This window comes from Aeromonas sobria (assembly GCF_000820145.1).
Taxonomy (GTDB): Bacteria; Pseudomonadota; Gammaproteobacteria; order Enterobacterales; family Aeromonadaceae; genus Aeromonas; species Aeromonas sobria.
On sequence record NZ_CDBW01000017.1, the window covers coordinates 20,510 to 45,516 of the forward strand.

The 25,007-nt window shown below is 57.0% G+C and carries 26 protein-coding genes; 20 read left to right on the forward strand and 6 right to left on the reverse strand.

The window, feature by feature from the left end:
• The first annotated feature begins 66 nt into the window (after positions 1-66).
• The 19 genes from tapM to BN1135_RS08830 all read left to right on the forward strand — a co-directional run bounded on the left by tapM (position 67) and on the right by BN1135_RS08830 (position 18,314).
• The gene (tapM, locus tag BN1135_RS08740; protein ID WP_042020396.1) at positions 67-1,131 is read left to right on the forward strand and encodes a PilM family type IVa pilus assembly protein TapM; all 1,065 of its coding nucleotides are present in this window, start codon (positions 67-69) and stop codon (positions 1,129-1,131) included.
• Positions 1,119-1,697, forward strand: a complete 579-nt coding sequence (tapN, locus tag BN1135_RS08745) for a PilN family type IV pilus biogenesis protein TapN (protein WP_042020397.1) — start codon at positions 1,119-1,121, stop codon at positions 1,695-1,697. The genes tapM and tapN overlap by 13 nt, the downstream gene beginning before the upstream one ends.
• The gene (tapO, locus tag BN1135_RS08750) at positions 1,694-2,293 is read left to right on the forward strand and encodes a PilO family type IV pilus biogenesis protein TapO (RefSeq protein ID WP_042020399.1); all 600 of its coding nucleotides are present in this window, start codon (positions 1,694-1,696) and stop codon (positions 2,291-2,293) included. Before tapN ends, tapO begins: the two co-directional genes overlap by 4 nt.
• The gene (locus BN1135_RS08755; RefSeq protein WP_042020400.1) at positions 2,290-2,823 is read left to right on the forward strand and encodes a pilus assembly protein PilP; all 534 of its coding nucleotides are present in this window, start codon (positions 2,290-2,292) and stop codon (positions 2,821-2,823) included. The genes tapO and BN1135_RS08755 overlap by 4 nt, the downstream gene beginning before the upstream one ends.
• A gap of 16 nt (positions 2,824-2,839) precedes the next feature.
• The gene (locus tag BN1135_RS08760; RefSeq protein WP_042020401.1) at positions 2,840-5,038 is read left to right on the forward strand and encodes a type IV pilus secretin PilQ; all 2,199 of its coding nucleotides are present in this window, start codon (positions 2,840-2,842) and stop codon (positions 5,036-5,038) included.
• A gap of 191 nt (positions 5,039-5,229) precedes the next feature.
• Positions 5,230-5,748 carry a shikimate kinase AroK gene (aroK, locus tag BN1135_RS08765; RefSeq protein ID WP_042020402.1) on the forward strand — a complete coding sequence of 173 codons (519 nt, stop codon included), beginning with the start codon at positions 5,230-5,232 and terminating at the stop codon, positions 5,746-5,748.
• Between the two features lie 14 nt (positions 5,749-5,762).
• On the forward strand, positions 5,763-6,845 hold the full coding sequence (gene aroB / locus BN1135_RS08770; protein ID WP_042020404.1) for a 3-dehydroquinate synthase: 1,083 nt from the start codon (positions 5,763-5,765) through the stop codon (positions 6,843-6,845).
• Positions 6,835-8,424, forward strand: a complete 1,590-nt coding sequence (locus tag BN1135_RS08775) for an SPOR domain-containing protein (protein WP_042020406.1) — start codon at positions 6,835-6,837, stop codon at positions 8,422-8,424. The genes aroB and BN1135_RS08775 overlap by 11 nt, the downstream gene beginning before the upstream one ends.
• Before the next feature lie 70 nt (positions 8,425-8,494).
• A complete protein-coding gene (locus tag BN1135_RS08780) occupies positions 8,495-9,367 on the forward strand; it encodes a Dam family site-specific DNA-(adenine-N6)-methyltransferase (RefSeq protein WP_042020408.1) in 873 nt (290 codons plus the stop codon).
• Positions 9,368-9,556: 189 nt separating this feature from the next.
• Positions 9,557-10,231: a ribulose-phosphate 3-epimerase gene (gene rpe / locus BN1135_RS08785; RefSeq protein WP_042020410.1), complete on the forward strand. Its 675-nt coding sequence runs from the start codon at positions 9,557-9,559 to the stop codon at positions 10,229-10,231.
• On the forward strand, positions 10,218-10,886 hold the full coding sequence (locus tag BN1135_RS08790; protein WP_042020412.1) for a phosphoglycolate phosphatase: 669 nt from the start codon (positions 10,218-10,220) through the stop codon (positions 10,884-10,886). Before rpe ends, BN1135_RS08790 begins: the two co-directional genes overlap by 14 nt.
• A 42-nt stretch (positions 10,887-10,928) precedes the next feature.
• On the forward strand, positions 10,929-11,933 hold the full coding sequence (gene trpS / locus BN1135_RS08795; RefSeq protein ID WP_042020414.1) for a tryptophan--tRNA ligase: 1,005 nt from the start codon (positions 10,929-10,931) through the stop codon (positions 11,931-11,933).
• A gap of 117 nt (positions 11,934-12,050) precedes the next feature.
• Positions 12,051-12,266, forward strand: coding sequence for a hypothetical protein (locus BN1135_RS08800; protein WP_042020416.1), 216 nt, complete (start codon positions 12,051-12,053; stop codon positions 12,264-12,266).
• Positions 12,267-12,287: 21 nt separating this feature from the next.
• Entirely contained in the window at positions 12,288-12,869 is a 582-nt protein-coding gene (locus BN1135_RS08805) for an aminodeoxychorismate synthase component II (RefSeq protein ID WP_042020418.1), read from the forward strand.
• A 276-nt stretch (positions 12,870-13,145) separates the two neighbouring features.
• Positions 13,146-14,363 (forward strand): aspartate aminotransferase family protein, encoded by a 1,218-nt coding sequence (locus BN1135_RS08810; protein ID WP_042020420.1) that lies wholly within the window; start codon positions 13,146-13,148, stop codon positions 14,361-14,363.
• A 76-nt stretch (positions 14,364-14,439) separates the two neighbouring features.
• Complete coding sequence (gene astA / locus BN1135_RS08815) at positions 14,440-15,459, forward strand: arginine N-succinyltransferase (RefSeq protein WP_042020421.1); 1,020 nt, start codon at positions 14,440-14,442, stop codon at positions 15,457-15,459.
• 72 nt (positions 15,460-15,531) lie between these two features.
• A complete protein-coding gene (gene astD, locus BN1135_RS08820; RefSeq protein WP_042020423.1) occupies positions 15,532-17,001 on the forward strand; it encodes a succinylglutamate-semialdehyde dehydrogenase in 1,470 nt (489 codons plus the stop codon).
• A 62-nt stretch (positions 17,002-17,063) separates the two neighbouring features.
• A complete protein-coding gene (locus BN1135_RS08825; RefSeq protein WP_042020425.1) occupies positions 17,064-17,861 on the forward strand; it encodes a DUF1338 domain-containing protein in 798 nt (265 codons plus the stop codon).
• 246 nt (positions 17,862-18,107) lie between these two features.
• Positions 18,108-18,314, forward strand: a complete 207-nt coding sequence (locus BN1135_RS08830) for a hypothetical protein (protein WP_042020427.1) — start codon at positions 18,108-18,110, stop codon at positions 18,312-18,314.
• A gap of 115 nt (positions 18,315-18,429) precedes the next feature.
• Here BN1135_RS08830 and BN1135_RS08835 read toward each other — a convergent pair whose 3' ends face one another.
• On the reverse strand, positions 18,430-19,032 hold the full coding sequence (locus BN1135_RS08835) for an HAD family hydrolase (protein ID WP_042020429.1): 603 nt from the start codon (positions 19,030-19,032) through the stop codon (positions 18,430-18,432).
• 173 nt (positions 19,033-19,205) lie between these two features.
• Here BN1135_RS08835 and BN1135_RS08840 point away from each other — a divergent pair, with 173 nt between their 5' ends.
• Entirely contained in the window at positions 19,206-20,582 is a 1,377-nt protein-coding gene (locus BN1135_RS08840; protein WP_175479088.1) for an MDR family MFS transporter, read from the forward strand.
• On the opposite strand, the gene BN1135_RS08845 is transcribed toward BN1135_RS08840, so the two are convergent.
• The 5 genes from BN1135_RS08845 to BN1135_RS08865 form a co-directional block, all read right to left on the reverse strand.
• A complete protein-coding gene (locus tag BN1135_RS08845) occupies positions 20,583-22,214 on the reverse strand; it encodes an alpha-glucosidase (RefSeq protein ID WP_042020430.1) in 1,632 nt (543 codons plus the stop codon).
• Positions 22,215-22,407: 193 nt separating this feature from the next.
• Positions 22,408-22,809 carry a DUF1622 domain-containing protein gene (locus tag BN1135_RS08850; RefSeq protein WP_082186762.1) on the reverse strand — a complete coding sequence of 134 codons (402 nt, stop codon included), beginning with the start codon at positions 22,807-22,809 and terminating at the stop codon, positions 22,408-22,410.
• 61 nt (positions 22,810-22,870) lie between these two features.
• Entirely contained in the window at positions 22,871-23,791 is a 921-nt protein-coding gene (locus BN1135_RS08855; protein ID WP_042020432.1) for an alpha/beta hydrolase, read from the reverse strand.
• Positions 23,792-23,878: 87 nt separating this feature from the next.
• Entirely contained in the window at positions 23,879-24,205 is a 327-nt protein-coding gene (gene yqfB / locus BN1135_RS08860) for a N(4)-acetylcytidine aminohydrolase (RefSeq protein ID WP_042020434.1), read from the reverse strand.
• Between the two features lie 42 nt (positions 24,206-24,247).
• Positions 24,248-24,919, reverse strand: a complete 672-nt coding sequence (locus BN1135_RS08865; RefSeq protein ID WP_042020436.1) for a Crp/Fnr family transcriptional regulator — start codon at positions 24,917-24,919, stop codon at positions 24,248-24,250.
• Between the last annotated feature and the right edge of the window lie 88 nt (positions 24,920-25,007).

Genomic DNA, 25,007 nt, shown 5'->3' on the forward strand with positions numbered 1-25,007 from the left:
CTCTTCTGATTGTGTGTCCTACACTCAGTATGAGTAAAAAAAACCCAATAACGCATGGATGTGTATATGTTTGGGCTATTCAATAAGGGTTCTCTTTTGCCGCTGGTGGGAATTGACTTTGGTAGTCAGACCATCAAGGCCGTCACTCTCAGTGGTCGCCCTGGCAAACTACATCTCGAATCGGTTGCCGATATCCCTACACCCAAAGGGACGCTGGTCGATTATCAATTGCAAGATATCGAGCGCGTCAGCCAATCTCTCAAAACCCTCAAACGCTTGATCGCTGGCAACAGTGAATATGCCGCCACTGCAGTGACCGGCTCCAACGTGATCACCAAGGTTATCCAGACCGATGCTCGTCTTGGCGACAAGGATCTGGAGAATCAGGTGCAGTTGGAAGCTGAGCAGATCATCCCCTTCCCCATTGATGAAGTAAGCCTCGATTTTGAGGTACTTGGCCCCACGCTCAATAATGATGACCGTCAGGATGTCTTGCTAAGTGCCGCTCGGACTGAAAGTGTCAATGGCAGGGTCAGCGCCCTTGCCGAGGCGGGAATGGTGGTCAAGGTGGTCGATGTGGGGGCCCATGCGCTGGGTCGTGCCGTGGTCACTTGTTTGCCAGAATTACAGACCAGTGAGCGGCCCGTCGGAGTGATCGATATCGGGGCCAGCGCCATGACATTTGCGGCGTTGATCAAAGGGGAGGTGATCTACTCCCGTCTGCAGAATTTTGGTGGTGATCAATATAGTCAGGCGCTCTCCTCCTTTTACGGCATGACCCTGGACGATGCTGAACAGGCTAAAACCAAAGGGACCTTGCCGGTCGATCATGAGCTGGATGTGCTGATGCCCCATATCAATTTATTGCTGCAGCAAGTACGCCGTAATATCCAGCTTTTTTGCAGTTCGTCCGGTTATCGCGAACTATCGACACTGGTACTGACCGGTGGTGGCAGTTTGCTGCCCGGCTTGGTGGTGCAGGTCAAGGAAGAGGTGAATTGCGAGGTACTGCATCCGGATCTGTTTGCATTATTTGGCAAACCGAAAGGTGAGGCCGAGCTGACCCATGGCGCCAGGTACATGACGGCATTCGGGTTGGCTCTGAGGAGTTTCACACCATGTCAAATATAAACCTATTACCTTGGCGTGAAGCTAGGGCGCAGCGGCAGAAGAAACAGTTTGGTGCTTTGCTGGGGGTGTTTGTTCTGGTGACGGTAGCGTTGGGTTTTTTCGCCGATTGGTTGGTTGAGCGCCAGATAAGTACCCAGCAACAGCGCAATCAGCGACTGGTGCAGGAGATGGCTATTCTGGATGCCCAACTAGGTGAAATTCGTCTGCTAAAAGAGCGCCGAAAGGAGCTTATTGATAGAATGGAGCTTATCGAATTATTACAGATGCGCCGTAATGTCCCTGTTCGCCTCTTTAATCAGCTTCCTGAGCTGGTGCCAAATGGTGTGTATCTCAATACCCTTGCCATGCAGAGCAATACCATTGATGTCAACGGCAAGACCGAAGCCTATGGTCGGGTGGCGAGCATGATGCGGAGGATCGATGCCTCTGGCTGGTTGGGACAGTCGAAGATAAGTACTATTTTTGCAGCCGATGTTGCACCCGTGTCCCTTAGCCAGTTTTCCATGATGTTCCTGATCGCTAACAATGCTGCGGTTTCAGCGGATGTGGCCAAGGAGAACCAATGAATCTTCAGCAACTTAACGAGCTGGATTTAAATGACATAACCAGCTGGCCAAAATGGGCAAAGGGGATCTTTATTCTGTTTTGCTGTGTGCTGAGCGGAGGGGCCATTTATCACTATGTGATCGCCAATTCGCTGACCAGGTTAACTCAGGAAACCGGTAAAGAGGTTGAGCTGAAAGGGCAGTTTGAAAGTAAGGCAATGCTGGCAGCAAATTTGGGAGCCTACAAGGCGCAAATGATCAAGCTGGAACAGATGGTTGATACCCAGCTCAAGCAGTTACCCAATACCCATGAAGTTGCCGGTTTATTGGACGACATGAGTTTCATCGCTACTGATAATGGCTTGAAATTGAACAGGATAAACTGGGAGCCGGAACTCAAACACGAGTTTTCGACCGAGCTCCCGATGCGCATTGAAGTGGTGGGAAGTTATCATGAAATTGGCAAATTCACCGCAGATATGGCTGCCTTGCCCCGTATCGTGATCCTCGACTCCTTCACTCTGGGTCAAAACAAGGAGTCGGGAGACCTGATTTCAATGTCGATGCTGGCCAAGACCTACAAGTACAACGGTAAAACTGTGGAGCCGAAACAATGAAACGCAGCTGCTGGTTGTTACCTGCCCTCCTGCTGGCGGCGTGTGGTGGCCAGGAGGATATGGATGCTTATGTGGCACAGGTCAAGGCTAGACCCCCCATCCCTATCGAACCTTTGCCCGAAATTAAGCCTTTTTCTCCTATGAGCTATCAGCAGCGAGAGCTGCGCAGCCCTTTCATGATGCCACAGCCAGAGGCAAGCGTTGGGAGTGACAGCACTGCCAAACTGAAGCCTGATTGCGCTCAGACTGTGATGGAGAGGGAAAAAGAAGTGTTGGAGAGCTACTCGCTTGCCAGTTTGTCGATGCAAGGTTCGCTAGGTAAAAAAGGTCAGTTGTGGGCATTGGTCCGTACGCCGGATGGTCAGTCGATGCGGGTTGGGCTTAATCAATACATGGGGCTGGATCAGGGCAGGGTTATCAAGATCACCGACACTGCCGTGGATTTGCTAGAAACCATCCCGGACGGGAAGGGGTGCTGGGTCACAAGAGAAACCCAGTTGGCCATGGCCAATGTGCAAGAAAAACAATAATCAGGGACGAACAGCAATGAGAACAACAATAGAGAGTGTATCCAAAGTGGCTTTGCTGTTTTGCGCCAGCGCCTTCAGTCAGGCGTGGGCAGTGGCAACCCTGCAGGAGATCAAGGTCAATCCATTGCTGGCTGATCAGTTGCAGCTGGAGCTCAGTTTTAGTGAACCTGTCACTGGCTTTACCGATCGTCTCTCTTATCAACCCAACCAACTGTTATTGCATGTACCAGGGGCTGTCGGTGCGTTGAAGGTCAACCCGCTGCCGATCCAGCGTCAGGGGGTCGATAATATCAAGGTGGAAGGGAAGGGGGCTGGTCTTGATATCAAGATAGCCCTCGATCAACTGGCACCTTATCAGGTTCAGCAACAAGGCAATAAATTGCTGGTCTCGTTAGGTGAGGGAGCATCTTCTTCGTTGATCAACAACGAGAGTGCTTTGATCGCACCGTCTGCCGTGACTCCCGCCGCGATGCCAGTTGTGGCACCCTCTGCCCTTATTAATTCACAAGTTGTTGCAAAGTCGATGCCTGTTGCCTCGACATCTGCCCCTGTTGTGCTTCCCGCCAGCAAGCCGGTCCTGAATAATTACCAGAACAGTGGCAGTGGCGCCTATTTCAATACCGTTACAGGGGTCGATTTTCGTCGTGGTAAGGATGGTCAGGGGGAGTTTTTGGTGACGCTTGATAACAGCTCTGCTGCTGTTGATGTGAGCAGTCGTGGCCAAACGGTATTGGCCAAATTTCATGGTACCCGTGTACCGGATAGTTTGCTTAATCTCATCAATGTGCAAGATTTTGCCACCCCGGTATCCCAGGTTGAAGTCTTTCGGCAGGGCAGTGACACGCTGTTTGAATTGTCGATCAATGGCCAGTTTGATTATCGCTATGATCAGGCCGACAAACTGTTGATTATCGAGGTGAAAAAGCGCACCGCAGCTACTGCCGCGAAGCAGTATCAAGGTAAACCCATCTCATTGAACTTCCAGGATATTCCTGTTCGAACCGTGTTGCAGTTGATTGCCGATTTTAACAATCTGAACTTGGTGACGACCGATTCGGTGTCTGGGAACATCACCCTGCGTCTGGATGGAGTGCCCTGGGAGCAGGCACTCGATATTATTTTGAAGGTACGTGGTCTGGACAAGCGGTTGGATAACAACATCCTGCTGGTGGCTCCTGCGGAGGAGATTGCGACCCGTGAGAAGCAGCAACTGGAGAGCCGTAATCAGGTCGCCGATCTGGCTCAGCTTTATACCGAGTATCTGCAAATAAACTACGCCAAGGCCACGGAAGTGGCAGCTTTGCTCTCCTCTCAAAGCACCAAACTGCTCTCTCCCCGTGGTGCAGTGAGTGTGGATGAGCGGACCAACGTGCTGGTGGTCAAGGACACGGCAGATGTCATCAGCAGCATCAAGCGGATGCTTGATATCCTCGACATTCCGGTTAAACAGGTGGTCATCGAGGCGAGGATGGTCACTATTGATGACGGCTTTGACGAGGCGCTCGGGGTCCGTTGGGGGGTGACCAAGAACGATGGTCATGGCAACAGTACCTCCGGTTCCATCGAGGGAAATGATGGCTCAGGTAACGGTACAGGCACAAACACCAAGCCAACCGTCGACGATCGGATGAACGTTAACCTGCCGGTCACCAATGCGGCCGGTACTTTGGCCTTCCAGGTCGCTCGTCTGGCTGATGGGACTTTGCTGGATCTTGAGTTGTCGGCACTGGAAAAAGAGAGTAAGGCCGAAATCATCGCGAGCCCGAGAGTCACCACTGCCAACCAGAAACCGGCACTGATTGAACAGGGTACCGAGATCCCCTATGTGGAATCGTCATCCAGTGGTGCAACGTCAGTGACCTTCAAGAAAGCGGTGCTGAGCTTGAAAGTTACGCCGCAAATCACCCCCGATAACCGGGTTATTCTCGACCTGACCGTCACTCAGGATACCAAAGGGGAAACTGTTCCAACCGGTACCGGAGATGCGGTGTCTATCAATGCCCAGTCCATCACCACTCAGGTATTGGTCAACAACGGTGAGACGCTGGTGCTTGGTGGCATCTATCAGCAAACCATCAAGAGTGATGTGACCAAGGTGCCATTGCTGGGTGATATCCCCGGATTGGGAGCGTTGTTTCGCAAGACCACCAGTGAGAACAAAAAGCGGGAATTGTTGATATTTGTAACGCCGCGGATCGTCACTGACGCCTTTTGAATGCTTTACATGTGAGGGTAAAACACATATAACCTTACGCCCCAATGAGGCAGGGGCGTGAGGGCTGCGGTTGCCAGTCCCGATTTCTATTGAGATAATCCCCCTCCTGATCCATCGCAAGATAAGGTTCATAGGTACCCCGAACGAGTTGTTTTCGGGGTCGTACAGTTTGTAATTACTAACGAAAAGACATGGCTGAGAAACGCAATATATTCCTGATAGGTCCCATGGGTGCGGGCAAGAGCACCATAGGTAGACATCTGGCAGAACAACTGCATATGGAGTTTTTCGACTCAGATCATGAGATTGAGCGCCGTAGTGGTGCCGATATCGGCTGGGTGTTCGATGTTGAAGGCGAAGAAGGGTTCCGGATCCGCGAAGAGAAGGTCATAGGTGACCTTTCAGAACAGCAGGGAATCGTGCTGGCAACGGGTGGCGGTGCCATCAAGAGTCGTGAAACACGCAACAAACTCTCTGCTCGCGGTATCGTGGTATACCTCGAAACCACCATTGAAAAGCAGTTGGCGCGCACACAGCGAGACAAACGCCGCCCTCTGCTACAGACCGAAGAGCCGCCGCGCGAAGTGCTGGAGCGTCTGGCACAAGAGCGTAATGCCCTCTATCAAGAAGTGGCTGACTTTGTCATCCAGACTGATGATCAGAGTGCAAAAATCGTTGCCAATCAAATTGTAAAGCTGATCGGTATGTAATCTAGAGGACGTCCATGGAACGGTTGAAGGTCGAACTGGGTGAACGCAGCTATCCCATCGAGATAGCTGCGGGGTTGTTGCAGCGCCCCGAGGCGCTGGCATCGACTATCAAGGGCAAGCGAGTCATGATCGTTACCAATTCGGTAGTGGCTCCGCTTTATCTTGAGCAGGTAACTGCGCTGCTGTCCGGATTTCAGGTGGAACACCTGGTGTTGCCGGACGGCGAGGCATACAAGAACCTGGCGACCTTTGAGCAGATCATGTCTGCTCTGCTTGAAACCAACCATGGGCGTGATACCACCTTGATCGCTTTGGGGGGCGGGGTGATTGGGGATCTGGTGGGCTTTGCGGCAGCAAGCTATCAACGTGGCATTCCTTTTATCCAGATCCCGACCACCCTGCTTTCCCAAGTCGACTCTTCTGTTGGCGGCAAGACTGCCGTTAATCACCCTCTCGGCAAGAACATGATTGGTGCTTTTTATCAGCCCAAGCAGGTTGTTATCGATACCGAGTGTCTGACTACCTTGCCTGCCCGCGAATTTGCCGCGGGGATGGCCGAGGTGATCAAGTACGGCATCATTTGGGATGCTGATTTCTTCAGCTGGCTGGAGCAGAACATGGTGCGTCTGCAACAGCTGGAACCTGCCGCGCTGGCTTATGCCATCAAACGATGCTGTGAAATCAAAGCCGACGTAGTCGGTCAGGATGAGACCGAGCACGGTGTGCGCGCGCTACTCAATCTTGGCCACACTTTTGGTCATGCTATCGAAGCTGAACAGGGCTATGGCAACTGGCTGCACGGTGAGGCTGTATCAGCCGGTACCATGCTGGCTGCCTGGACTGCGCAGGCCCGTGGCGATATGAGTGAAGCGGACGTTGTGCGAGTTCGCGCCCTGCTGCTCGCCGCCGATTTGCCAATTCAAGCCCCTGCCGAGATGGATTTTTCCGCCTTCATTCGCCATATGCGTCGTGACAAAAAAGTGTTGGCAGGCAAGCTGCGTCTGGTGTTGCCGGTTGGTATCGGTCATGCAAAAGTGGTCGCCGATGTATCTGATGCTGAACTATTGGCGGTGATTGAGTCTGGTCGTGACGAATAAACTGCTTAACCTTCCTTCCCAGCGGCAGCTGGCTGATCGGCTGCTGCATCTGATTGAGTTCAATCACCCCTTTATATTTCTTTCCGGTAAGGCTGGCAGTGGTCGAGGCACCTTGTGTGAATCCCTGCTTGGCAAGTTGCCGGAAAAAGTACGGGTGGTGAGCCTGATTGGTACACCCGCCATGAAGATGGTGGATGTGCGCCAATTGTTGTTGCCACAAGTGGTGGCGCGGCCGCTGTTCAACCCACAGGATGCGCTGGCGGAGAGCTTCTTTCGCATGCTGGAGGGAGCTAAACCGGCCACCTTGCTGCTGATGATCGAACGTGCCGATCAGTTACCGGCCGAGTTGCCTGCGGAACTGTGGGCGATCAGCCGACACAATGACACCTTGGCCATGCCGCATCAGCTGGCCATTTTGGTGTCAGGTAGCGATAGCTGGTGCCGTGATCAGAAGTCGCAGCTGAAAGGGCGTGCCATGCCGGCCCTTGAGCTGGAAGTGCCGCCACTGAGCCCGCCCGAACAGCGCATCTTCTTGTATGAGAAAGCCAAAGAGCTCAAGATCCCGGCGGCCCTCTTGCCCAAGTTGACCGTGGAAGAGATTCTGAAAACGGCGAATGGGCATCCGTCCACCATCATGCAATTATTGGAGGATATCATGACCGACAGAAGACCCAAGAAGCGTCAGGCAGAGTTGCCTGTCAAGAAAATAGCTATCTCCATCGCGGTGGTAGCCGGTGGGTTGCTGGGGTTGAGTTATCTGCTGCCTGCGTTATTTGACGGGGCAAGCAAGCCCGCATTGCAGGACCCGGCACAGACCACTGCCCTGCCTGTTGCTGTATCGGGGGGAGATCCTCTCACCGTTGGCAATGCGGAAGGGGCGAATGTGACTCAAGGTGTCGACAGCCGCCCGGCGAGCAATCCGAATGGTGTGGTAAAGGATTGGCAGCCGGAAGGTAAAGTGCTGCCAAAGTCGGTCGAAAATGAAGGCCTGACCACCGAATCCGGTAATTACGAAGGGCGTCGGGTGGTGATCTCTGACGAAGTCGTGCAAAAGCTGATGACCGAGCCCAAGGTGAGCGGCGCACTGCCTACTGACGTGGAAGACGAGCTGACCGGCAAGGGCCCGAGTGGTACGTCTGCCAGCGGTGCAGTAGCTGCCACGTTGCCAGTCAATCCGGTGGTGAATCCCCCCGCGCAGAATGCTGCTCGTGTAGCGACGCCCACCGTGGCAACAGCGGCCCCCGTCGCCAGTGAGCCTGCGGCGGTAGCAGCCCCCCAAGTGGCGTTGACCCCGGTCGCAACCCTGAATCAAAAACCGCGTAATCATTACAGCATCCAGCTAATGGGGGCGAGCAACACCAAGGCGGTGGATCAGTTTGTCGCCGAGCATGGTTTGGCGGGCAAGGTGTGGGTCTATCAGACCAAATTCCGCGGTAGCCCCTGGTATGTGGTGCTGCAAGGGGATTATGCCGGGCTGAATCCGGCCAAGAGTGCCATTCGCAAGCTCTCCCCTGCCTTGCTCAAAGGTCAACCCTGGCCCAAGTCATTTGCTCAGGTACAAAAAGAGTTGAAGCAATAGCCTTGATACCAAATAAGGGGGTAGAATCGTCCCCCTTTTTGGTTCTTGCCTTCTTACACACCGGATTTCCATGAAGAAAACACGCGCTTTTTTAAAATGGGCCGGGGGAAAATACTCCCTGGTTGAAGAGATCGCCGAGCGTCTGCCCGCCGGGCGTGTGTTGCTGGAGCCTTTCGTCGGTGCCGGGTCTGTGTTCCTCAACACGGATTACGATGCGTATGTGCTCAATGACATCAATCCGGATCTGATCTGTCTTTATAACCATCTCAAACTGACGCCAGATCGCTTCATCGCAGAAGCTCGCAAGCTGTTCGTGGCAGAGAACAATCACAAAGCGGCCTACTATCGGCTGCGCATTCAGTTTAATCAGACCGAAGCGACCTTCGATCGCGCACTGCTGTTTCTGTTTCTCAACCGGCACGGTTTCAACGGGTTGTGCCGCTATAACAAGAAAGGGGGCTTCAACGTCCCGTTCGGTTCTTACAAAAAGCCCTACTTCCCGGAAAAAGAGCTGTGGGCTTTTGCCGAGAAGGCGCAAAAGGCGACCTTTATCTGTGAAAGTTATGCCGATGCGATCAAGCGTGCCGAAGAGGATTGGGTGATTTATTGCGATCCTCCTTACGTGCCGCTATCGACCACCGCCAGCTTCACCAGCTATGCGGCGGGTGGCTTTACCCTGGACGATCAGGCTGTACTTGCCCGTCTGGCGCGCCATACGGCGGCAGAAAAGGGGGTGCCGGTACTGATCAGCAACCACGATATCGAACTGACCCGTGAGCTCTATCGCGGCGCCCGTCTCGACGAGATCCTGGTCAAGCGCACCATCAGCCGTAATGGCGGCACCCGCAACAAGGTGGCCGAGTTGCTGGCGCTCTATCCCCCCGGCATCGAGCCGGAGCAGGGGTTCTACCCTAGCGATAGCGAACTGTTGCCACTGGCGTAACACTTCAAACGGCACTCAAGGGTGCCGTTTTTTGTGGGTGGCTTGCCCGTGTCCCGATGCGCCGGAGCTTGGGCGGGAAGGGGTCGCTGGCCTATTGCCCCATTTCCCCCCGCATTCGAGTCGTGTTCGCCTGCCTTTTACGTTAAAATTGCGCCGCTTTTTCTCCCTGGCTGCCAATGGATGATGCTGATGAAAGACTTTCTGATTGCCCCCTCGATCCTCTCTGCCGATTTTGCCCGTCTGGGTGACGATGTAGCCAAGGTGCTGGCTGCCGGTGCCGACGTGGTTCACTTTGACGTGATGGACAACCACTATGTTCCCAACCTGACTATCGGCCCCATGGTCTGTCAGGCGCTGCGTGACTACGGTATCGAGGCCCCCATCGACGTGCACCTGATGGTCAAGCCGGTGGATCGCATCATTCCAGATTTTGCCAAGGCGGGTGCCTCCCTGATCACCTTCCACCCGGAAGCGTCAGATCACCTCGATCGCTCCCTGGGTCTTATCAAGGAGATGGGCTGCCAGGCGGGTCTGGTGTTCAACCCTGCGACCTCCCTCTCCTGCCTGGAGTATGTGATGGACAAGCTGGACGTGATCCTGCTGATGTCGGTCAATCCGGGCTTCGGTGGCCAGAGCTTCATCCCCGGCACCCTCGACAAGCTGCGTCAGGTGCGCCGTCTGATCGACGAGAGCGGCCGTGACATCCGTCTCGAGATCGATGGCGGGGTCAAGGTCGACAACATTCGTGAAATCGCCGAAGCGGGCGCCGACATGTTCGTCGCCGGCTCAGCCATTTTCAGCCAGCCTGACTACAAGGCGGTGATCGACAAGATGCGTGCGGAGCTGGCTCATGTCACACGCTGAACGCGCATTTGATTTGGTGCTGTTCGATCTGGATGGCACCCTCATTGACAGCGCCGCCCAGCTGGCGCTGGCGGTCAATCTGACCCTGACCGATCTGGGGCTGGCGCAGGCCGACGAAGCCGTGATCCGTACCTGGGTCGGTAACGGGGCCGACAAGCTGATCCAACGGGCACTTGCCTATCGCGAGGCCGACCCCGAGCTGTTTGCCAAGGCTCGCCCAATCTTTTTCCAGCACTACAACGCCTGTCTGCTGCAAGGGCTGGCCATGTATGACGGTGTTGCTCCTAGTCTGCGTCGGCTGCAAAAGCTGGGTTACCAGCAGGCGATAGTCACCAACAAACCGAGCGATTTTGTGGCCCCCATTCTCGATGCCCTCGGCATCAGCGATTGCTTCGTGCTCTGGCTCGGCGGCAACTGCGTTCCCGTTAAAAAACCCAGCCCGGAGCCACTGCTGCATGCGTGCCGCGAGCTGGGAGTCAGCCCGGCGCGCACCCTGATGGTGGGCGACTCCGAAAATGACGTGCTGGCAGCCCAAGCGGCGGGCATGAAGGTGGTCGGGCTGACTTATGGCTATAACTATGGCCGCCCCATTGCAGACTCCCATCCTGACTGGGTGTTCGAGCAGTTTTCCCAGCTCGACGCACTGTTGGTCTAATCGGGCAACCGGGCTGGCTGAATCACAAGGATTAACACTTTTATGACTAAACCAATCGTATTGAGCGGGGCGCAACCCTCCGGTCAACTGACCATCGGCAACTACATGGGGGCCCTGCGTCAGTGGGTCAACATGCAAGATGACTACGACTGCCTCTACTGCATCGTTGATCTGCATGCCATTACCACCCGTCAGGATCCGTTGGCACTGCGCAAGGCCTGCCTCGATGCTGCTGCCCTCTATCTGGCGGTCGGTATCGATCCCAAGAAGAGCACCGTCTTCATCCAGTCTCACGTGCCGCAGCACGCCGAGCTGGGCTGGATCCTCAACTGCTACACCCAGATGGGTGAGCTGTCGCGCATGACCCAGTTCAAGGACAAGTCCGCCCGTTTCGAGAACAACGTCAACGTCGGCCTGTTCGGCTATCCGGTGCTGATGGCCGCTGACATCCTGCTCTATCAGGCCAATCAGGTGCCGGTCGGCAACGACCAGAAGCAGCATCTCGAGCTGACCCGCGATATCTGCACCCGTTTCAATAACCTGCATGGTGATGTTTTCACCCTGCCGGAGCCCTTCATTCCGACCGAAGGGGCGCGGGTGATGAGCCTGCAGGATCCGACCAAGAAGATGTCCAAGTCGGATGACAACGAGGCCAACTTCATCGGCCTGCTGGAAGACCCCAAGCAGATCGTCAAGAAGATCAAGCGTGCGGTGACCGACTCTGACGAGCCGGCGGTAGTGCGTTTCGATCCGGAAAACAAACCGGGAGTCTCCAACCTGCTGACCCTGATGTCCGGCGTGACCGGTCGCTCCATCCCCGAGCTGGAGCAGCACTTCGAAGGCAAGATGTACGGCCACCTCAAAACCGAGACTGCCGAAGCCGTGGTCGCGCTGCTGGAGCCCATTCAGGCGCGTTTCCACGAGCTGCGTCAGGATGAGGCCCATCTGATCGCGATTCTGGCCGAAGGGGCACAAAAGGCGCGTGAAAGAGCTGAAAAAACCCTGACCAGCGTATATGATGTAGTCGGCTTCGTTCCTCGAGCCTGACATACTGGGAAGGTGTAGTAGAAGGGAGCTGGGTATTTGCCTGGCTTTCTTTATTTTCTACCCGGCTATTTTGTTTAATTTTTTATTTCAACGTGGGTAATATCCCCAAGAGAAAGCATGTCTGTTCAACCAACTATTTCTGCTGAAGAGCTGAGTGACAAAGGTCACTGGCTGCGTAAATTTCGCAAGGCGAAAAACCTCAATACCCTGCAATTGATGGTCTCCAATGCCATCGACAAACACCATAAAACCCCTGCCGTTGCTGCCGCCATCTATCTGGCCGAATGTCAGCGTGAGCGGGAAATGGAACAGGGTCGTTTTCTCGATCGTTAATTCTCCGCTGTTGGTTATCTCATGCTGTTGTTGATCGATAACTACGACTCTTTTACCTGGAACCTGGTGCAATATTTCGGCGCTCTGGGACAAGAGGTTGTGGTCAAGCGCAATGATGAACTGACCCTTGATTCCATAGCGCAGCTCTCCCCCCGTTTTCTGGTGATCTCTCCCGGTCCCTGTACGCCCAATGAGGCGGGGATCTCTCTCGATGCCATCAGCCACTTTGCTGGCAAGCTGCCCATTCTTGGCGTCTGTCTTGGTCATCAGTCGCTGGCGCAGGCCTTCGGCGCCCGCGTTGTGCGTGCCCGCCAGGTGATGCATGGCAAAACCTCGCTCATTCGTCATCGGGGAGAGGGGGTGTTCAAGGGGCTCAACAACCCGCTGCGGGTGACCCGTTATCACTCGTTGGTGGTTGAACGCGAGAGTTTGCCCGATTGCTTCGACATCACTGCCTGGAGTGAGCATGCCGATGGCTCGTTTGACGAGATCATGGGGCTACGCCACAAGACGCTCCCTATCGAAGGCGTTCAGTTCCATCCGGAGAGTATTTTGAGCGAGCAGGGCCATCAACTGCTGGCCAATTTTCTGGCGCGTTCATAAAAAATTGTGATCGCCTTCTCAAGTTCGAGAGAAGGCAAAAAAAATCTCCCTGACACTTTATTCACCCCCTCTGCTGTCCAAATTATCTCTTGCCAATCCCCCCTGAGTCGTTATGCAATGCGGTTGCCTAAAATCTCAAGGGCAATCGAACATTGTTCCTCATGGGCTGGCTTGTTACAGACATTTTACTTTAGTTCTGTGATAATCCAGCCACGTTTACATGGATTTAACTTTTGGGCGGCAGATTATTCTGTCGCTGATTTGAAGGAGAGTTGTATGTCAGAGTTGTTGGCAGTGACACGTGAAGTGTTTGATGAAGTGATGGTTCCCAATTACGCCCCCGCCAAGATCATCCCGGTGCGTGGTGAAGGATCACGTGTCTGGGATCAGGAAGGGCGTGAGTATATCGACTTCGCCGGTGGCATCGCCGTCAATGGCCTTGGCCATTGTCATCCCAAGCTGGTTGAGGCCCTGAAAACCCAGGGCGAGAAGCTGTGGCACCTCTCCAACGTGATGACCAACGAGCCGGCCCTGCGTCTGGCCAAGAAACTGGTTGCCGCCACCTTCGCTGACAAGGTCTACTTCTGCAACTCCGGCGCCGAGGCAAACGAAGCGGCCCTCAAGCTGGCTCGCCGCTACGCCATCGAGAAGTTTGGTGAGCAGAAGACCCAGATCATCGCTTTCCATCAGGGCTTCCACGGTCGCACCTTCTTCACCGTCAGCGTCGGTGGCCAGGCTGCCTACTCAGATGGCTTCGGTCCCAAGCCCGGTGACATTACCCATGTTCCCTACAACGATCTGGCGGCGCTGGCCGAAGTGATCTCCGACAACACCTGCGCTGTGGTGATGGAGCCGCTGCAAGGGGAGGGGGGCATCATTCGTCCTACCGACGAGTTTGCCAAAGGGGTGCGCGAGCTGTGCGACAAACACAATGCCCTGCTGGTCTATGACGAAGTGCAGTCCGGGGTCGGCCGGACCGGTGATCTCTACGCCTATATGGGGCTCGGCGTCACGCCGGACATCCTCACCAGCGCCAAGGCACTCGGTGGCGGTTTCCCCATCGGCGCCATGCTGACCACCGACGAGATCGCGGCTTACCTGAAAGTGGGCACTCACGGCTCTACCTACGGCGGTAACCCGCTGGCCTGTGCGGTAGCCGAAGCGGTGATCGACGTGGTCAACACCCCCGAGGTGCTAGCGGGCATCAAGCAGCGCGAACAGCTGTTCCGCGAGGGACTCGAGGCGATCAATGCCAAATACCACTGTTTTAGTGAAGTGCGTGGCAAGGGTCTGCTGCTGGGTGCCGCCCTGAGCGATGCCTACAAGGGACGCTCACGCGACTTCCTGCTGGCCTCCATCGATCAGGGGTTGATGGCACTGGTGGCCGGTACCAACGTGATTCGTTTTGCCCCTTCACTGGTGATCCCGGAAGCGGATATCAAGGAAGGGTTGGCCCGCTTCGAGAAGGCGGTTGCCCAGGTGGTTAACGCCTGATTCCAAATTGAGGTGGGGAGCTCTCCCGGCAGGAGCCGAGACCCCACCTGTCGTCAATGAAAGGGAGTTGTCATTTATGTTGGTTATCCGTCCCATCGAGCAAAAAGATTTTGCCGGGCTCAAGATTTGCGCCATCGAGTCCGGCACCGGCATGACCTCGTTGCCCGTCAACGATGAGCTGCTGCAGCGCAAGATAGACGCCTCTACCCAGACTTTTTCCGACAAGCCCGCTGGCAAGGGCGATTGCCTTTATTTCTTCGTTGCCGAGGATCTGGAGAGTGGCGAGATGGTCGGCACTTGCGCCATCGATGCGGCCGTGGGCCTCTCCCAGCCGTTTTACAACTACCACATCGGCAAGGTGGTGCACTCGTCCCCCAAGCTCGGTATCTACAACGTCGTGGAAACTCTGACCCTCTCCAACGACTACACCGGCAACTCCGAGCTCTGCACCCTGTTCTTGCGCGAATGTGCCCGCGAGGGGATCAATGGCCGGCTGCTCTCCAAGCACCGTTTTCTCTTTATGGCCGAGCACCCGGAACTGTTTGACGATACCGTCTTCGCCGAGATGCGCGGCGTATCCGACGGCGATGGCCACAGCCCCTTCTATGAGTGGCTGCAGACCCACTTCTTCTCGATGGATTTTCCCACCGTCGACTATCTGACCGGCATCGGCAAGAAGCGCTTTATCGCCGAGTTGATGCCCAAGTACCCCATCTACGTCAATTTGCTGAGCAAAGAGGCGCGGGCCGTCATTGGCCAGACCCACGAGAAGACCCGCCCCGCCATCAAGATGCTGCAGGACGAGGGCTTCGTGAACCGTGGCTACGTCGATATTTTCGATGCAGGCCCCACCGTTGAGTGCGACGTGAAGAATATCCGCAGCGTGCGCCGCAGCAAGAAGCTGCGGGTACTGGTGGGTGAGCCCATCGGTGGCAAGACCCACCTCATCTGCAACAGCCGTTTCGAACATTACCGCGCCTGCTACGGCAATATCCGGGTCGATCTCGACAAGCACGAGGCCATCATCCCGCCCAAGATGGCGGCAGCGCTCAAGGTGCAGGATGGTGACATGGTGCGGGTAGTTGACCTCGACTGAGGCAAACAGGACAAGCAAACCGATTATCAGACAGGCAGCCGAGGCTGCCTGCCAGCGACAGGGAGTGAATGGATGAGCCAGTCAGTGCAATTTATCGACGGTCAATGGCTTGCCGGTGAAGGCAAGCCGTTCGAGTCAACCGATCCAGCCAAGAACGAGGTGATCTGGCAGGGGGCTGCCGCCAGCGCGGCGCAAGTGGATGCCGCCGTCAAGGCCGCCCGCACCGCCTTCTACCATTGGGCGGATATGAGCCTTGAGGATCGCTTGGCCATAGTGCGCCGTTATGCCGACCTGCTCGGCGAGCAGAAAGAGGCGCTGGCGCTGACCATCGCCCGTGAAACTGGCAAACCCCTGTGGGAGACCCGCACCGAAGTGGCGGCCATGCAGGGCAAGATTGCCATCTCCATCCGGGCGCACGACGAGCGCACCGGCACCGTTGAAAATGCCATGCCGGGCGCCAAGGCGTTTGTCCGTCACAAGCCCCACGGCGTGGTGGCGGTGTTCGGCCCCTACAACTTCCCGGGCCATCTGCCCAACGGCCATATCGTGCCTGCGCTGATTGCGGGTAACGCCGTGGTGTTTAAGCCTTCCGAACTGACCCCCATGGTGGCCGAAGCCATGGTCAAGGTGTGGCAGCAGGCCGGGCTGCCCAAAGGGGTGCTCAATCTGGTGCAAGGGGAGGTGGAGACTGGCAAGGCGCTGGCTGGCAATCCCGATATCGACGGCCTCTTCTTTACCGGTTCGTCCCGCACCGGTCATTTCCTCCATCAGCAGTTTGCCGGTCAGCCGGGCAAAATTCTGGCCCTCGAGATGGGCGGTAACAACCCGCTGATCGTCAAGGATGTGAGCGACATCGACGGTGCTGTGCATGCCATCGTCCAGTCGGCGTTTATCACCTCGGGTCAGCGCTGCACCTGCTCCCGCCGTCTGTTTGTCGAGCGCGGTGAGCGTGGCGATGCGCTGGTCAAGCGACTGGTTGAGGTGGTCGGCCAGATCAAGGTAGGCCTCTATGACGCCGCCGAGCAGCCATTCATGGGCTCGATGATCAGCGAACGGGCCGCCCTCGGCATGGTCGAGGCGCAAGCCAACCTGCAACAGCTGGGCGGCGAAAGCCTGCTCACCCTCAAGCATCTGGCAGCGGGCACCGGCTTTGTCTCTCCGGGTATTATCGATGTGACCCAAGTCGCCGCACTGCCTGACGAAGAGTATTTCGGCCCGTTGCTGCAGCTGATGCGCTACGACGATTTTGATGCCGCCATCGATCAGGGCAACGCCACCAGCTTCGGCTTATCGGCTGGCCTGCTGGGTGATAACGAGGCGGACTGGCAGCACTTCTTCAAGCGGATCCGCGCTGGCATCGTCAACTGGAACAAGCCCATCACAGGTGCCTCCAGTGCCGCGCCGTTTGGTGGCATTGGTGCCTCCGGCAACCACAGAGCGAGCGCCTACTACGCCGCTGACTACTGTGCGTATCCGGTTTCCTCCGTTGAAGACAACAAAGCCGCCATGCCGGATCAACTGTCGCCCGGCCTGCACTTCTGACAATCATGACACGGGGCATCCAGCGGTGCCCCGATCTGTACCCGCAATCAAAGGAAAGAGAGATGCAAAAGGATATCGACACCCTGTTCAGCCATCTGTGGGACAACTACATCAAGGTGACCCCGAGCGCCCTCAAGGTGCACACCCTGCTGGGTGGCGGCGAGCCCATCATCAACGATCACGTGGCGTTTCGTACCTACAACCTGCCCAAGCTGGGGCTGGAGAAGCTGGCGGCCCACTTCCTGGCGCTCGGTTACGAGCAGAAGGGCGAGTACCTCTTCAAGGCCAAGAAGCTCTACGCCAAGCACTTCGAGCATAAAGATCCGGACGCTCCCAAGGTGTTTATCAGCGAGCTGAAGGTGGAAGAACTCTCCGAAGGCGCGCAGGCCATCATCCACAAGCTGGCGGATCAGGTGCCCGGTCATCTGACCGATACCCCGGCATTTCTCTACACCGGCGCTCCCTGGCAGGTCTCCTATGCCGATTACCAGACCCTGCTAGGGGAGAGTGAATACGCCGCCTGGATGGCGGCATGGGGCTATCGTGCCAACCACTTCACGGTCAATATCAACAAGTTGAAGGATTTCGACACCATTCATCAGGTCAATGGGGCGCTGAAAGAGGCTGGCTTTGTGCTCAATAGCGTGGGTGGCGAGGTGAAAGGGGATCCACAGGTAATGTTGGAGCAATCCTCCACCATGGCGGACAAAGCCGAGGTGCCGTTCAGCGATGGGGTGCGTACTATTCCAAGCTGCTTCTACGAGTTTGCCCTGCGCTACCCACAGGCAGATGGTGTGCTCTATCCGGGTTTTGTCGAAGCGTCGGCCGACAAGATCTTCGAATCGACTAATGCCATGTAGCAGACCATGTTACGGGAACAACCCTGTTCAAGTCGCAACGCCTCCTCGCCGGAGGCGTTTTGTTTGGAGCCGGGTAGCGTTACGGGGCTTGTTGGAAACTGCAACATTAAAAGGAGCTGGATGGCACATCTTTGGCAGGGAGTTGTTGATAAAAATGTGAACGAGATCACCAGAATGACTACATATTGGCGCTGGCAAAAGACTCAAAAGAGGTAGAATGGCGCTTTGTTTTTGCGGGGCCAATCGATGCCAAATTATCAATTTTTCAAGCAGGGTCAGGCGCTTACCTATCTCGATGCCAATGTCCCCAGCTATAGTGATGAGCGTCGTCAACTGGTTGAGCAGGGCTTTGCCGCCATAGCCCCCCCCACCTTCGCAGATACCCCGGCCGAAGCCCTGGCGCTGCTGCGCAAGCATCAGGGGTTGCAGGATGAGGCGCAGAGCGCCGTTTGACGGATAGTTGCCGCTATACCTGCAGCGATGGCCGGTTTACCAGAGAACTGAAAAGCAAAATGGTGCCATGACAATGACACCATTTGACGGGTTGGCCTGATCTCCCCTGAGCCGTTTAGCGCTGGTGCAGATCACCTTCGATGACCAGCACGGTATCCATCCCCGCCGCCTTGCCTGCCTCAAGCCCGATCCGGGTATCTTCAAACACCAGACAGTTTGCCGGATTGGCGCCGAGCCGCTCAGCTACCTGCAAAAAGGTGTCAGGATGCGGTTTGTGGTTGGTGACATCATCGGCGCTCACCACCACCGAGATATAGGCATCGAGCCCGGTGCTCGTCAGGATAGAGTCCGCCTGACTGCGCGGTGAGCCGGTGCCAATCCCCATCTTCACCTTGCCGTGATAGTGCCTGACCAGCTCCCACATCTTGGGAAAGACGCTGACCTTGTCGATATGTTCCATATAGAGGGCAATCTTGCGGCGGGTAAAGGCCTCGACATCCACCGTCAGCCCCTGCTGCTCGGCTAGCATGGCGATGATCTTGCGGGTGGGAATGCCGCCGTACTGATAGAGCTGCTCCCGCTCGAAGGGGATGCCGAACTCGGCGCAGGTGAGCTCCCAGGCATCCAGATGAAGGGGCATGGAATCTACCAAAGTGCCATCCATATCGAAAATCAGGGCATCGTAGTGATCAAACCCGTACTGCTCACGCTCGCTCATGGGGGCTCCTCGGATCAAATAGGGCAGGCTAGCAGAAACGGTCGGCGCTTTGTGGGATCTGCTTCATGGTTGGGTAGATTGTGGCCGCCGTTTTTTCTATCTCTTGCTGATTTGTGAGACAATAATCCGTTCATTGCCGGATACTTTGGCATATCAGATCAGCGAGTCCGCTTATGACCTCGAAAATATCCCCTAAAACCATTTTCTCCAGTGTGGCGCTGGTGATCGCGCTCGGTTCGCTGGAAAAGAGCATAGTCACCACCCCGCTTCCCATGATTGGCGCCGAGCTGCACGCCGGTGCCGCCCTCACCTGGGTGGTGACCGCCTACCTTTTGGCAGCCACCGCCGTGTTGCCCCTTTACGGCAAACTGAGTGATTTGTTTGGTCGGGTGCGGATGCTCAATATCGGCATCGGCCTGTTTCTGGCGGGCTCGGTGGCCTGCGCCCTCTCTCAGGATCTGCCGACCCTGCTGGCGGCCCGGGTGCTGCAAGGCCTGGGGGGCGGTGGCCTGATTGCCCTCGCGTTTACCGTGATTGCCGATACCATACCGCCGCGAGAGGTGGGTAAGTATCAGGGCTACATCTCGGCGGTCTATGCGGTCTCCAGCATCGCTGGCCCGCTGCTGGGCGGCTACTTTACCGAGCAGCTCAGCTGGCGCTGGATCTTCTGGATCAACCTGCCGCTCGGTGCGCTGGCGGTCTTCCTGATCAATCGCAACCTCAAGCAGCTCAACGTACGCCGTCATAGCCGCTTCGACTGGAAGGGGGCGGCGCTGCTCATTACCGTCACCACCCTGACCCTGTTGCTGCTTTCGCCGGAGACAGCCCTGCCCGCCGTCTGGCTGGCGGGTGCGCTGGCGGTCTCGCTGCTGTTGCTGATCCTGATTGAGCGACGGGCTCACGATCCCATTTTGCCTGCCCATCTGGCGCGGCTGCCCGGTTATCTGGTGAGCGTGCTGCTGGTGATGCTCTCCCAGCTGCTGATGTTTGCGGTGCTGGTCTATCTGCCGCTGCAGATGCAGTGGCAGAAGGGGCTGAGCGCCAGCCAGAGCGGGGTGAGCATGGTGATCTTCATGATCTGCATCACCGCCGGAGCTTTTGTTGGCGGCAAGCTGATTGGCCGTACCGGTCACTACAAGAGTTTTGTAGCAGTGGGGTTTGCGCTGGCAGCGGTGGCGCTGTGGCAGATCCACTTCGATGCCTGGGTCAAGCTGGCCCTCGGGTTTGCCGGTCTTGGTTTGGGTCTGGTGCTGCCCGCGCTCTCGGTGGTGGTGCAAAATGCCCTGCCACGGGAAGATCGTGGCATTGGCATGTCGCTATTCAACTTCGGTCGTGAGCTGGGGGGCGCAGTCGGGGTAGCCATCTGCTCCATGCTGTTCCACTCTCAACTCCCCCCAGGCAGTGCCGGTCAGCTCAGCTCATTGAGCCCGCAGGTGCTGGCACCCGGTTTCAGTGCCACCTATATCGGCATGGCACTGATCGCCACATTGGCACTGTTGCTCACCTTGCTTGCGCTCAAGCGCCACGAGTTGGCCTCCATCAATGCCTGATTATTGGCGCAGCCACACCGTGCATTGGTATGGGGCAAACAGTGGCGCAGGTTGACTCGGGTAGTTGCTCATCAACAGTGTCATGCTGCTTTCCACCTTGTCGAAGTGAGGCATCGGCAAGGGGTTGGCGGTGAGATTGGCGAGCAGCAGCAGGGTGTGTTGTTCGCCCGTTTTCGGGTCTTGCCAGTGGCGGCGATAGCTGATGCGCTCGGGGTCATCCCCATCCAGCAGTTCGAACTCGCCGTGGCGAATGACCGGGTGGGCCTTGCGCAGGGCGATAAGCTGGCGATAGCAGTGAAACGGCGAGTCGGGGCGGGCCAGCTGCTCGGCGGCATTTATCTCGACGTGGTTGGCATTGATAGCAATCCAGGGCGTGGTGGTGCTGAAACCGGCGTGGGGGCCGCCGTTCCACTGCATCGGGGTACGGGCGTTATCGCGGCCGATGGCATCGAGCCGCCGACTCAGCTCGGCAGGATCCAGCCCTGACTGGCTGGCGCGGTAGTTGATCGCCTCCACATCGCGCAGCTCGCCCGGCTGCCAGTGGCGGTTGGTCATGGCGAGCTCCTCCCCCTGATAGATGAAGGGAGTGCCCTGCGTCATGTGCAGCACCATGGCCCACAGCTTGGCGCTGGTTTCCCGCCACTCAGGCCTGTCATCGCCAAAGCGGGAGACGGCGCGGGGCAGGTCGTGGTTGCCGAGAAACAGGCTGTTCCAGCCCTGACCGTGCAGCCCTTGCTGGTGGCGGGTCATGGCTCGTTTGAAGGCGAGGGGATCGAAGCGGGATGACCACTTGTCACTGCCGAGCCCCAGATGCTCGAAGTTGAACACCATGCTGAACTCGCTGCCATCGGGGTGTGAGTAGCGCTGCATATGGGCGAGATCCGCTCCCCAGGTTTCCCCCACAGTGATGATCCCCTTGCCGCCGAAGCTGGCGACATTGAGCTCGCGAATATAGTCGTGCAGGCGCGGGCCATTGCTCATGGCCAGTCGGTCCCACTCCTTGCTCACCATGTCGATCACATCGAAGCGAAATCCCTTGATCCCTTTGCCCAGCCAGAAGTTGATCACCGCTGCCATCTCGGCCCGCACCGCCGGGTTGTCCCAGTCCAGATCGGCCTGACTCGCATCGAAGTTGTGCAGGTAGTAGCGATCAAGTTGGGGCACGTATTGCCAGCCGCTGCCGCCAAAAATCGAGGTGATGGGGTGAGCGTCGACGAAGGCTTGGTCGCGAAACACGTAGTACTCCTGATAACGGGGATCCCCCGCCAGCGCCTTCACAAACCACTCGTGATCGGTGGAGGTATGGTTGGCAACGATATCCATCATGATGCCGATGCCGCGGGCGGCAGCCTCGCTGATCAGCAGCTCCATTTCGGCCAGGGTGCCGAAGGCGGGGTCGATGGCGCGGTAGTCCGCCACGTCGTAGCCGTTGTCCCGCTTGGGGGAGCGATAGATGGGGGTGAGCCACAGCATATCGACCCCAAGCTGCGCCAGATAGTCGAGGCGCTGACGGATGCCGTTGATGTCGCCCATGCCGTCGCCATTGCTGTCCTGAAAACTCATGGGGTAGATCTGGTAGATGACGCAGCTATCGAGGTCGATGGCGGGGGTGTGGAGGATATGCGGGTTCATCAGCGTGGCCGGTTGGGGGAAGAAATTTTCTATCTTACCCAGATGAGCGAGCCCTCAACAGGGCAGGGGAAGCCTTGAAAAGGGTTCCATTATTGGCTGATAGCCAAAAGTGAGGGGAGGGTCACAAAGGGCACCCCGAGCCACGGGTGTGGTCGGGATGGCTGCATACTCATATGCCTGTTGGCATGTGTTGTTATCGGGTGGCCCCGGTCTGCTCGGCGTTTGGCTCCTGCTGGCGCTCTGCCTTCTCCTGCTGGCGTTCCGCTTGCGCCTCCAGCTCCTTGCCGAGGAAGTAGTTCAGGAAGGTGCGGATCACCGCGATGATGGCGAGGCGGATCAGCTCCTCCTTGCTCGGCGCTACCGTGGTGGCCAGGATGTCGGCGGCCAGCTGGAACTCCAGCGCCAGGATCAGCCAGCTGCCAAAACAGAGGCGAATACGCGGAAAGCCGGGCTGGTGATCCCGCACCCGGGCCGCCAGCCAGAGAGTTTTAAAGAGGCCAATGACCACACAGGCGATGGAGATGATTTCCAGCAGCAGCTGGAACAGCTCGACCCCGTGCATCATCCCCTCTTTCAGGCTCGCTATCTCAAACACTCGGGTCACCTCCCTGATTCAAAAGAGCACACTATTAACATATTGCTCGGCAAAGGCCAAATCAGAGCCTTCTGATAAGCAGTGAGAGCTGTTCAATAAGCTGACGCGCCGCCGGACTGACTCCGGCCAGTTGGAAGAAGCCGTGTATAACACCCAGTTGCCGCTGACAGGTGGTTGTGACACCGGCTTGCAGCAGTTTGCGATAGAGGGCTTCCCCCTCATCGCGCAGCGGATCATATTCTGCCGTTACGATATGGGTCGGCGGCAATCCTGACAAGGCTGGATGGTGGAGCGGGCTGGCTTCGGGGTGAGTGGCGGGTAGCTCGCCCAGATAGGCGTGAAAACCGCTTAACAGCATGTCGCGGGTGATGAGGTAGTCCTCACCGAGCCGCTGATAGCTGTCACTGTCGCCCGCAGCATCGAGCATCGGATAGATGAGCAGTTGGGCTGCAGGCAAGGGGGCGCCTCGCTCTTTGAGTAGCAAGGTGGTGATCAGGGCGAGGTGGCCGCCAGCACTGTCGCCCGCAAGGACAATCCGTGCCGGATCCCCATGCCATTTCTCCACATCGGCCATGATGGCGAGCGTAGCAGTCAGTGCATCGTCGTGTGCTGCAGGATAGGTGTGTTCGGGTGCAAGGCGGGTATGCACCGCGAACACCAGTGCTTCGGCGCGATTGCACAGCATCCGCATCTGGCGGTCGTGAGTGTCGAACTCGCCGCTGACAAAACAGCCGCCATGAAAGTAGATCAGGGCCGGACGGCTTGCGCTTGAGGTTGGTGCTGGTTGATAGAGGCGAACGGAATAATGGCCATTTTGCCACTCTTCGACAGCGCCGACTTCCTCCCGTTCACCACCCAATATGGCTGAAGCAAGATAACCTTCACGCCGCTCCTGCCAGCTCAGGCTGCTCGCCTTGGGGCGGCCTGCTGCAATGAACTCTGCCACCATGGCCGCAATGGCCGGTTCAAGTTGTGTATCCATAACGCACCAATGACTGTATATAAAAACAGTTATTTTGCGCTTTTAGCCAGAGAGCGCAACCGGCGTTAGCTGAGGCAGCTCACAAAATCAGGCTTCAATCAGCTGGAATTCAATCACATAGAGCGGTGGCAGATCGGGGTAGATATCGCGGATCACCTGTTTGAGCTCGGGGAGGGTCATGTTCTCCTGACGGGCGTGCTCGTCGTTCAGTTCATCGAAGGCGACCGCCTTGACCGAGAGTACCTCAATGGTGCCAAAGGGCTGGTGTTCCGGGTTGGTAAAGAGGGCCAGCCGCTGGCCGGGTTGCCAGTTGGCCTCGCTCTCGTCGCGGATGGTGATGGTCTTGCGGCCAGCCTGAATGTCGGCGACGAAGCGGCTGAAGAAGGTGAACTCGGGATAGGAATGGGCAGACATGTTAACTCCTGACAGGGTGAATCGAAATTGGGTGAATAGAACTCAAAGGTCGAGATAGGCGCGTAGCCTGGCCAGATCGGCGATGGCGGGCCCCTCGGCCCCTTCGCAGACAATCCCCTGTTCGATCAGCTCCTTGAGGGCGCGGCGGTAGACCCGCTCTGTGGTACCAAAGCGGGCCGCCTCGTGGGCCCGCTTGCGCGATCCCAGCATCGGGGTGCGCTGCCGTTCGCGCCACAGCTCGTAGGCGATGTTGTAGGCGATGGGATGGAGCAGCCGGCTGGTGGTGATCTCCAGGGTATCGAGGTAGTCGCTGGCGAGCGCGGCGGCAAAGAACAGGGTCAGTTCGGGTTCGGCCAGCAGCCGCTGGGCCAGCTTGTCGGCACAGATGACCCGGGCATCCAGCTCGGTCTCGGCCACCACGTTCCACTGCACCGGGGTGGCGCTGAAGAACTCCATCTCGCCGAAGATCTGGCTGTGGCAGGCTATTTCGCCGAGTTGGAAGCCGCGGCCCGAGTGCACCGTGCTGTTGAGGGAGACCCGGCCACTTTCGACCAGATAGAGCTGCTCGCTCTGCTCCCCCTGCCGCATGATCAATTCACCCGGCAGGTAGCGGCGCAGAAACAGGGTGCAGGCCTCGATCGCCGTGGCAAAACGGGGTTCAAGCTGCTGGAGTTCGGCGTGAAAGCGGCCGAGGGGGTAGGGCTGTTGCTGCATGACTTGCCTGTCGCACCGGATGACGAGGGCCATGAGGCTAGCAAGAGTGCGGGCCGGATACCAGCCCGCACGGTAACGGATGTGCCGC

What these genes read in the sequence shown, in the direction of transcription:
- BN1135_RS08825 (WP_042020425.1), top strand. Translation starts at nt 17,064, where the DNA reads ATGCAAAAGGATATCGACACCCTGTTCAGCCATCTGTGGGACAACTAC.
- rpe (WP_042020410.1), top strand. Translation starts at nt 9,557, where the DNA reads ATGAAAGACTTTCTGATTGCCCCCTCGATCCTCTCTGCCGATTTTGCC.
- BN1135_RS08840 (WP_175479088.1), top strand. Translation starts at nt 19,206, where the DNA reads ATGACCTCGAAAATATCCCCTAAAACCATTTTCTCCAGTGTGGCGCTG.
- BN1135_RS08835 (WP_042020429.1), bottom strand. Translation starts at nt 19,032, where the DNA reads ATGAGCGAGCGTGAGCAGTACGGGTTTGATCACTACGATGCCCTGATT.
- BN1135_RS08760 (WP_042020401.1), top strand. Translation starts at nt 2,840, where the DNA reads ATGAGAACAACAATAGAGAGTGTATCCAAAGTGGCTTTGCTGTTTTGC.
- BN1135_RS08780 (WP_042020408.1), top strand. Translation starts at nt 8,495, where the DNA reads ATGAAGAAAACACGCGCTTTTTTAAAATGGGCCGGGGGAAAATACTCC.
- yqfB (WP_042020434.1), bottom strand. Translation starts at nt 24,205, where the DNA reads ATGTCTGCCCATTCCTATCCCGAGTTCACCTTCTTCAGCCGCTTCGTC.
- BN1135_RS08805 (WP_042020418.1), top strand. Translation starts at nt 12,288, where the DNA reads ATGCTGTTGTTGATCGATAACTACGACTCTTTTACCTGGAACCTGGTG.
- BN1135_RS08845 (WP_042020430.1), bottom strand. Translation starts at nt 22,214, where the DNA reads ATGAACCCGCATATCCTCCACACCCCCGCCATCGACCTCGATAGCTGC.
- BN1135_RS08755 (WP_042020400.1), top strand. Translation starts at nt 2,290, where the DNA reads ATGAAACGCAGCTGCTGGTTGTTACCTGCCCTCCTGCTGGCGGCGTGT.
- tapN (WP_042020397.1), top strand. Translation starts at nt 1,119, where the DNA reads ATGTCAAATATAAACCTATTACCTTGGCGTGAAGCTAGGGCGCAGCGG.
- BN1135_RS08855 (WP_042020432.1), bottom strand. Translation starts at nt 23,791, where the DNA reads ATGGATACACAACTTGAACCGGCCATTGCGGCCATGGTGGCAGAGTTC.
- BN1135_RS08790 (WP_042020412.1), top strand. Translation starts at nt 10,218, where the DNA reads ATGTCACACGCTGAACGCGCATTTGATTTGGTGCTGTTCGATCTGGAT.
- trpS (WP_042020414.1), top strand. Translation starts at nt 10,929, where the DNA reads ATGACTAAACCAATCGTATTGAGCGGGGCGCAACCCTCCGGTCAACTG.
- tapO (WP_042020399.1), top strand. Translation starts at nt 1,694, where the DNA reads ATGAATCTTCAGCAACTTAACGAGCTGGATTTAAATGACATAACCAGC.
- astA (WP_042020421.1), top strand. Translation starts at nt 14,440, where the DNA reads ATGTTGGTTATCCGTCCCATCGAGCAAAAAGATTTTGCCGGGCTCAAG.
- aroK (WP_042020402.1), top strand. Translation starts at nt 5,230, where the DNA reads ATGGCTGAGAAACGCAATATATTCCTGATAGGTCCCATGGGTGCGGGC.
- BN1135_RS08865 (WP_042020436.1), bottom strand. Translation starts at nt 24,919, where the DNA reads ATGCAGCAACAGCCCTACCCCCTCGGCCGCTTTCACGCCGAACTCCAG.
- BN1135_RS08830 (WP_042020427.1), top strand. Translation starts at nt 18,108, where the DNA reads ATGCCAAATTATCAATTTTTCAAGCAGGGTCAGGCGCTTACCTATCTC.
- tapM (WP_042020396.1), top strand. Translation starts at nt 67, where the DNA reads ATGTTTGGGCTATTCAATAAGGGTTCTCTTTTGCCGCTGGTGGGAATT.
- astD (WP_042020423.1), top strand. Translation starts at nt 15,532, where the DNA reads ATGAGCCAGTCAGTGCAATTTATCGACGGTCAATGGCTTGCCGGTGAA.
- aroB (WP_042020404.1), top strand. Translation starts at nt 5,763, where the DNA reads ATGGAACGGTTGAAGGTCGAACTGGGTGAACGCAGCTATCCCATCGAG.
- BN1135_RS08800 (WP_042020416.1), top strand. Translation starts at nt 12,051, where the DNA reads ATGTCTGTTCAACCAACTATTTCTGCTGAAGAGCTGAGTGACAAAGGT.
- BN1135_RS08810 (WP_042020420.1), top strand. Translation starts at nt 13,146, where the DNA reads ATGTCAGAGTTGTTGGCAGTGACACGTGAAGTGTTTGATGAAGTGATG.